Origin of the sequence: Bacillus cereus group sp. N24 (assembly GCF_016483345.1) — a bacterium.
Lineage (GTDB): Bacteria > Bacillota > Bacilli > Bacillales > Bacillaceae_G > Bacillus_A > Bacillus_A toyonensis.
The window spans coordinates 1-6,260 of sequence record NZ_JAEHCA010000064.1 but is presented as its reverse complement, the minus strand read 5'-3'; the positions used below and the strand labels follow the sequence as shown (position 1 = coordinate 6,260).

Genomic DNA, 6,260 nt, shown 5'->3' with positions numbered 1-6,260 from the left:
AAGATATCAATCAAATATAAATTAGCTGAAAAAGAAGTACTCATTCCATTGAGTGCTTTTTTGTTTGTTGGAATGTTTTTGATCGCTAATTTTTTACTCAACTTATCTTTAGAGCTGATAGAAACAACATTTAGTGATTTATTACATCCTAAACCATTTCATATGGAGGTAGGATTTCTTTTTCAGATGCCAATTGTAGAACATCCAATTTACTACATGCTTGTTTTCCTTGTAGTGATTGGAACTATAGCGAGAACAGTATATAAACTGAGGTCTTCTTTTAAAGATTTAAATAATCATCAGAAAGGGTCTAGTCGCTTTACAGAAGTTGAAGAGTTGAAAAAACAGTATCGAGCTGTACCAGATCGAGAGGAAACATTTAAAGGTGGCGGTGGTGTTGTTATTTCCCGGCTAGGTAACAAGGTATTTATTGATGATAGCCCGGTAAATAATTTAATTATTGGTACAACACGCTCTGGTAAAGGGGAAACTTATGTGTTTCCTACAATTGATGTCTATTCTAGAGCAGAACATAAACCATCATTAATACTGAATGATCCCAAGGGCGAATTATTTAGCGCTTCAAAAGAAACGTTGGAAAAACGAGGGTATCACATTGAAGTCTTGAACTTGTTAAACCCACTCGATTCTATGAGCTATAACTTATTGCAGCTTGTTAAAGATGCCTATAAAGATGGAGATTATTCAACGGCACAGGCATTATGTAAGACGCTCTCACACACTTTGTATTACAACCCAACTGTAAAAGATCCTTTTTGGCAACAGTGCGCTATGAGCTTGTGTAACGCCATGATATTAGCCGTTACAGATAAATGTATTGCGGAGGGTACAGAAGAAAAAATCACAATGTATGCAGTTGCAAATATGTTATCAGAACTTGGTTCAAAAGAGGTAATCGTAGATCCGGAAGCTGATCCACAAAATGCATTAGATTTATACTTTGAAGGCTTACCAGCGGATAGTGTTGCGAAGATGCAATATGCAACTTCAAACTTCTCAAAAGGAACGACACGAGGCGGGATTTTCACCCAAACAATGAACGGACTTTCTATTTTTACATTTGATGAAATCGCTAAAATGACCGCAAAAAATAGTGTGGATTTAAAACGTGTCGGTTTTGGAAAAACAATAAAAGGAAAAGTGACACCTAGAAAACGAGTAGACATTGTATTTCCAGATGGCTCAAAGGAGTCTATCAAGGCAGATATTACAGGACGTTTTGCATTAGATTTCAAACAAGTAATACAAGTTGGAGATACCATTCAATGTATTGAAAAGGAAAATCCTCAAACGAAAACATCTATTTCTATTACAAAAATAGATGAAAAAACGGGTCATACAGAATTTAAAGTAGTAGAAGAAAATGAAGATGTGCAAGTAATAAAAGTGGATTATTTTGATAAACCAGTCGCTATTTTTATGATTACACCAGACTTTGATTCTTCGAACCATGTGATTGCTTCTATTTTCGTAAGACAGCTTTATTTCATATTAGCTAAGGGTGCATCGCTTGCTCGTGGAGGGAAATGTCACCGTGAAGTGGTTTTTTGCTTAGATGAGTTTGGAAATATGCCGAGTATCGAAGGAATGGCGAATATTATTACGGTCTGTCTTGGTAGAAATGTTCGCTTTAACCTGGTAATCCAGGCATATTCACAATTGAAAAATAAATATGGGGAAGATGCAGATACCATTGATGGAAACTGTGGGAACACCATCTACATTCTAACAAACGATCAAGAAACAGCCGAAAAAGTGTCCAAAAAGTTGGGGAATAAGACAATTAACCTACCTTCTCGAAGTGGAAAAGGTCTTTCTACTGATAAAAATAAAACGGAAGGTCTAGATCAACGCCCATTGTTAACACCGAATGAACTAATGAGTTTTAAAGAAGGAGAAAGTGCCGTTATTCGTGTCATAAAACGTCAAGATAATAATAGAAAGCGTATCAGACCACGTCCAATTTATAATACGGGAGAAACAGCTTTAAAATATAGATGGGAGTACTTAGGAGTAGAGTTCGATACAGATAAATCTATTTTAGATATAGATATCGACTCCTTACATGATGATGTAGAACCGAAAAAACTGATTGTAGATTTTCTAGGAGAAAGAAAGGAAGAACAAATCAAGAAAGAACCATCAGAACCAAAACAGGAAGATTTGCCACCAGTAGAGACATCGCAGCCAGTAGAAGAACCAACAATGATGGGTATTGATGAAGAGATTCCGGAAGAGGCATATCAGCAGGAAGACAGCCCGTTTGATTCCCTTTCCATTGAAAATTGGAAAGAAAAAACGGTTAATGAATTTTTCGAATCTGATTTAGCAGTTTTGAAACTGGTTGATAAGTTCTTTTTAGCGCAATTAGGTAAATCAATAGATGAAGTTGAAAATCAAGAAATGGGCGAGTTTTACAGTGAATTTCAAATGTTAGCTCACAATGACCACATCGACAAAATTGTCTATCAAGCAGTCGAAAACAAGATTAATCGAATCTTGCGTGATTTAGAAGAAAAAGAACAAGTAACAAGTTAGAAAGCACTCAAATAATTGAGTGCTTTTTTGATTCCAAACATAAAGGAGGAAGAGGGAATGTGTGTACCGACAATCACGGATAAAATGCAATTGATTTTAGATAGTTACTCGCCATTTGTAACAGAAGAAAATGAGGTCATTCTTGGTCTAGAAGATGCGGTTCTTTTCCTTTCAGTAGATCGGGAACAAAAAGGAAAATTGATTATTCGTATCGACAGACTAAATGAGAGAGTGAATTGGACAGCAAAAGAAGTATTAGGACAGTAATAAGCATGAGAGGAGGATAAATAGTGAAAGATGAAGAGATTTTAAAGGTCTTAGAAACGTTCTCGGATTATCTTCAAGTAGGAGACATCGTGAATTATGTATTGCGTTGGCTAGGATGGTTTCTAATTGTAGGATTATCTTTAGTTGTAGATGCTTTAGAAGGTGTGACAGATGCCATACTGGGGATTAAAGGATTCTTTAATTCACCAGAAATACAAAATTTTGTTGATATGCTATATCCATTGTTTGTCGTTCTTTTAGCCATATCGTTTTTATATATTGGCTACATGTTTATTATGAACAAACAAATGAATCGTTCTCAAATTATCATCAATATTTTCATAACATTGAGTGTACTTTGTTTATTAAGTACTGGTATGACAAAGGTCGATAAGTTCACCGATGATGCCATAGCTGTTGTAAAATCAGAACAAAAAGGTTCCTTAAGTGATGAAATTATTAAAAAGAATATAACCGATGTTGCAGTAATAGATCAAAATGGATGGAAAAAGAAAGAAGATATGAATCCGAAAAACAATATTCCTGAAAAAAATATTAGACAGATAGATATTACTGAAAAAATAGATAAAGATTTTGCGTTCACAAAGGATAAAAATTTATCGGATGATGGTCAGAAAATATTGCAGAATAAAAGAGTAATGGATGCGTTAGGAGTAGCATCTTTAGCCGAATTAAAAGATGGATGGTTTGATTTCTTTCCAGAAAAGTATTATCGCTGGCATTGGAATTTCTGGAATATATTCTTTACTTTACTGATAACAGGATTAACGTTGTTATTGGTGAGTATTAAATTAGCTAGGTTATTTTATGAATTGGCATTTAACTACTTGTTAGCTAACATATTAGCACCAGCCGATGTTGCGAATGGTCAAAAGTTAAAAGCTGTATTATCTAATATCCTCAATATATTTATAGCAACAATTATGATATTCCTTTCTTTGAAGCTATATATAATGGGAACAACGTTTCTCCATGATAAATTAAGTGGTGTGCCGTATCTGATTGCATTAGCCGCATTTAGTATGGCAGTTCTAGATGGTCCGGCAGTCGTAGAAAGGTTATTCGGTATAGATATTGGATTAAAGAGCAGTTGGGGCATGTTAGTAGGTGGTTACGCACTTGGTAAAGGAATCGCTGGTCTTGCAAGTTCAAAACCAATGAAGGGTCTCGGAAATATGATTGGAAAAGGAGCGAAAGGTGCAGCGCAAGGAACTGGTGTTGCAGCGGCTAAAACCGCAAGTGCGGCAGCGATGGCAACAGGTGGAATGGCTGGTCTCATAAGTGGCTTGAAAAATGGAAATGAATCTGAAAATAAAGATTCATTGCAAGATCAAATGAAAAAAGCTGGTGAGAAGAAAGCAAATGTAAATGATGTAGCAAATAAGGAAAAAGAAAAAGGTAACTTAAATAAGGAAAAAGATAAAAAGAATGGTGGTACGCCATCTATTCAAGAAGACATGAAAAAAGGAGGGAACGAAAACCCAGGGATAGCGAATGGGCAAGAATCAGGTACTACAAGCCTTCAAGATGAAATGAAAGAAGCTGGAAAAGCAAATGGAACAAGCGCAGGGAATCAAACACCAGGAACAGTAAGACAAGGAGCAAGTGAAGGAATTCAAACAGCAGGAACAGTAAGACAAGGAGCAAATGAAGGAGGTCAAACACCAAGCCCGGCACCAGTAGAAGCATCAAGACCAGTACCAAGCGGAAGTAGCCCGGCACCAATGGAAACACCAAGATCAGTGCCAAGTGGGGGAAGCCCGGCACCAGTAGAAACACCAAGATCAGTACCAAGTGGAGGAAGCCCGGCACCAGTAGAAGCATCAAGGCCAGTACCAAGCGGAAGTAGCCCGGCACCAATGGAAACACCAAGATCAGTGCCAAGCGGAAGTAGCCCGGCACCAGTAGAAACACCAAGATCAGTACCAAGTGGAGGAAGCCCGGTATCAGCCGACAATGTAACGGTGACACATAGTAGCCCAATAACTCCTTATGAAAGTGATAAGGAAGTGGCAGCAAGTAGCAGTCAGGAAACACGGACATTAGGACAATATACAACTGATAAAGTTAAAAATACAACATCATCCGTGAAACAAAAGGTAAGAGGAGTACAAGAACGCATTCATAATTCTGAAACGGTACAGAATACAAAGCGTTTTTATCAGATGGGGCAAAACACGGGTAAAAGTTGGAGAGATATTGTAAACAAAAATAAAAATAATACAGATAAAAAATAAGCGTACGATTACGCTTATTTTTTATTGTCGAAAAGGAGGGAATCCCGATGAGAAGCTATCGGATTCCGAAGGAAATCAGTACAGAATTACGGATTAATAAAGTGCTTTATTTAATAGATTTCTTTTTATTAATTGGCTTATTAGTTGTAACGATGATTCTTAGGAATTTTGTACATGATTCCTTTCAATTACCGTTTGTTATTTTCATGGCAGTTATTGCAATTATCATGATTTGGCGACCAAGTACGAATCCTCAAAAACGAATGTATGAAGTGTTGATTATTACATTGCTAAGAAGAAAAGGTGCATATTGCGCCATTGATAACGATCAATAAGGGAGGGATCACATATGGCGTTATTCAGCGAAAAAGATGTAGAGAAAGAAGAACTAAAACAACTAGAAAGACCAAAGAAAAATACATTTCGATTTAACGAAAAAAATGTAAAAGAATCAATTTCTGAACCAAAAGAAATTGTGAAGGTGGTACCCGACAAAAAGAAAGAAGAAAAAACAAAGGTAGAACCAAAAGTAAAAAAACAGAAGAAAGAAAAGCCAAAGAAAGACGTTTCGAAAAAGAAAAATCCAAAACTGTTAGGTTTTTTATCTAGAAAAAAGAAAGAAACACCACCAAAGGTAAAGAAAAGTATTGCGGAAATTATGCAAATTGTAGACATGACAGAGGATGGCATATTTGAACTGAAAAATGAGGAGTTTTTAGAAATTCTTCAAGTGGAAGGTGACGATATGTTCTCTAAAAATAGCGACGAACAAGCATTTGTTATTTTCTCACATGCTTATTTTTATCAAGCCTACAAACAGTCTATTAAACTCGTTTTTTTAAACTTTCCATGTCAAACAACTGAACAACAACGTTATATAGAGAAGAAAATTAAAGAATGTACCAGTCCTTTGTATGAACGAATTTTAAATCAAAAGTTAAAAGAACTGCAGTTTTTAGAATGGGGCAGAACAAATCGGGAAGCCTTCTTATTTATTTACGGAGAAACGGAATTAATCGTAAAAGAACGTGTGGATGCAGCAAAGCGGTATATTAAACGCTCTACCGAACTATTAGATGTGGATGAAGAGAAAAAGTTGGAGCTTATGTTTAAATTGTTTAATCAAAATGCAAAATTGGGAACGAAAAATATATGGTAGTAAGGGGGAAACAAGAT

5 protein-coding genes are annotated in these 6,260 nt (G+C 36.0%); all 5 read left to right on the top strand.

Going from position 1 to position 6,260, the window contains the following annotated elements:
• Positions 1–2,559: VirD4-like conjugal transfer protein, CD1115 family (locus JDS95_RS30230; RefSeq protein ID WP_206773955.1), on the top strand; the 2,559-nt coding region annotated here is incomplete at its 5' end.
• A gap of 57 nt (positions 2,560–2,616) precedes the next feature.
• Positions 2,617–2,826, top strand: a complete 210-nt coding sequence (locus tag JDS95_RS30225; RefSeq protein ID WP_000338017.1) for a hypothetical protein — start codon at positions 2,617–2,619, stop codon at positions 2,824–2,826.
• 23 nt (positions 2,827–2,849) lie between these two features.
• A complete protein-coding gene (locus JDS95_RS30220; RefSeq protein ID WP_199691032.1) occupies positions 2,850–5,084 on the top strand; it encodes a pLS20_p028 family conjugation system transmembrane protein in 2,235 nt (744 codons plus the stop codon).
• 47 nt (positions 5,085–5,131) lie between these two features.
• Positions 5,132–5,419: a DUF5592 family protein gene (locus JDS95_RS30215; RefSeq protein ID WP_001258275.1), complete on the top strand. Its 288-nt coding sequence runs from the start codon at positions 5,132–5,134 to the stop codon at positions 5,417–5,419.
• Between the two features lie 14 nt (positions 5,420–5,433).
• Positions 5,434–6,243 (top strand): hypothetical protein, encoded by an 810-nt coding sequence (locus JDS95_RS30210; protein ID WP_061530248.1) that lies wholly within the window; start codon positions 5,434–5,436, stop codon positions 6,241–6,243.
• Positions 6,244–6,260 lie beyond the last annotated feature (17 nt).

Coding starts and splice junctions, on each gene's coding strand:
- JDS95_RS30225 (WP_000338017.1), top strand. CDS start 2,617: ATGTGTGTACCGACAATCACGGATAAAATGCAATTGATTTTAGATAGT.
- JDS95_RS30215 (WP_001258275.1), top strand. CDS start 5,132: ATGAGAAGCTATCGGATTCCGAAGGAAATCAGTACAGAATTACGGATT.
- JDS95_RS30210 (WP_061530248.1), top strand. CDS start 5,434: ATGGCGTTATTCAGCGAAAAAGATGTAGAGAAAGAAGAACTAAAACAA.